This window comes from Streptomyces silaceus (assembly GCF_001419745.1).
GTDB classification, from domain to species: domain Bacteria; phylum Actinomycetota; class Actinomycetes; order Streptomycetales; family Streptomycetaceae; genus Streptomyces; species Streptomyces silaceus.
Genome location: NZ_LIRJ01000521.1, coordinates 1 through 1,532, shown reverse-complemented (window position 1 = coordinate 1,532; position 1,532 = coordinate 1). Strand labels below are relative to the sequence as shown.

Below are 1,532 nucleotides of genomic sequence, written 5' to 3'. Positions count from 1 at the left end.
CTCTCCCTCCCCCAACTCTTCCTCCCTGCACGCCCCTTGGCTCGGCACCTCCCGTGCCCAACACTGAGCCGATGACGCAGCGTGTGGAACTCGCCGCCGTGACCGACCGGTTGGCCATCGACGCCCTGATCACCGAGTACGCCGTGACCGTCGACGACGGCGACTGGAACGGCTACCGACAGCTCTTCGCCCCCGGCGGACGCGCCGACTACCGCTCGGCGGGCGGCATCGAGGGCGGAGCCGACGAGATCGCCGCGTGGCTGACGGAAACCCTGCGGCTGTTCCCGATGCGCCAGCATCTGATCGTCAACCGCAAGGTGGAGTTCGGGACGCGCGAGCAGGACGTCGGCGACACCGCGCGCGTCCAGGCCGACTACTTCAACCCGATGCGGTTCACCGCGACCGATCCCGCCGGACCGTCCACCGCCCCGGACTTCGTCTGCGGCGGGCGCTACGCCTTCTCCCTCCTGCGTACGCACAACGGCTGGCGGCTGCGCCACGTGGCCGTCGCCGAGAAGTGGCGCCAGGTGGCGGACGAGCGACAGAGAGAAACGTCCGGGGACGCTTAGATCCCGCGACCGGGCTCCCGCCACTAGATCCCGCGACCGGACTCCCGCCACCTGGACTCCCACCACCTCGGCAGACTCCCCCCCCATCCCGGCAGACTCCCGGCGCCCTCGCGGGACTCCCCGTGCCGTCGCGCCCCACGCCCACTGTCCTAGATCGTCACGGGCGCGCACACTGGAGGCACGACCGGGCGTCGGGGAGCGAGGGAGGCGCTGCATGGATCTGTTCGGCGACGACCGGAGGGGCCACCTCGGACGGCGCACCATACGGCAGCGCACCGAACGGATGCTCGACTCACGCTGGTGGCGCGGCGCCGCCGCCGTCATGGCCGGGGCGCTGCCCGCCCTGGCCTTCCCCGCCCCGTCGCTGTGGTGGTTCGCCTACGTCGCCCTGGTGCCCTGGATGCTGCTCGCCCGGTCGGCCCCGACCGGCCGGCGGGCCGCGCTCGACGGCTGGCTCGGCGGCGCCGGCTTCATGCTGGCCGTGCACCACTGGCTGCTGCCGAGCCTGCACGTGTTCACGGTCGTCATCGCCGCCCTGCTCGGCCTGCTCTGGGCGCCGTGGGGCTGGCTGGTGCGGCGGTTCCTCGGCGGCATGCCGCCGCCCGCGCGCGCGAACTCCACGCACGCCACACCCCCGCACACCACACCCGCGCGCGCCACGGCCGCGCTCGCCGTGCTGCCCTCCGCCTGGCTGATGGTCGAACTGGTCAGGTCCTGGGAGGGTTTGGGCGGCCCCTGGGGGCTGCTCGGCTCCAGCCAGTGGCAGGTGGAGCCCGCACTGCGGCTCGCGTCGGTGGGCGGGGTGTGGCTGGTCAGCGCGCTGGTCCTGGTCGTGAACACGGCGGCCGTCCTCCTCATCACAGGCGTGACGGCACACCGGGTCCGGGCGACGCGTACGGACGCCGTCGCGGGGGCCGGGCCGACCGCGCGTACCGACGTACCCCTCCCCTCCCAAGACGCCAC

The 1,532-nt window shown here is 73.4% G+C and carries 1 protein-coding gene and 1 pseudogene; both read left to right on the top strand.

Annotation, left to right across the window (positions count from 1 at the left end; genetic code table 11):
- Window positions 1-71 precede the first annotated feature (71 nt).
- The gene (locus AOK22_RS35740; protein ID WP_055702854.1) at window positions 72-569 is read left to right on the top strand and encodes a nuclear transport factor 2 family protein; all 498 of its coding nucleotides are present in this window, start codon (window positions 72-74) and stop codon (window positions 567-569) included.
- A gap of 283 nt (window positions 570-852) precedes the next feature.
- Window positions 853-1,532: pseudogene (locus AOK22_RS35735) on the top strand (apolipoprotein N-acyltransferase); the annotation flags it as partial.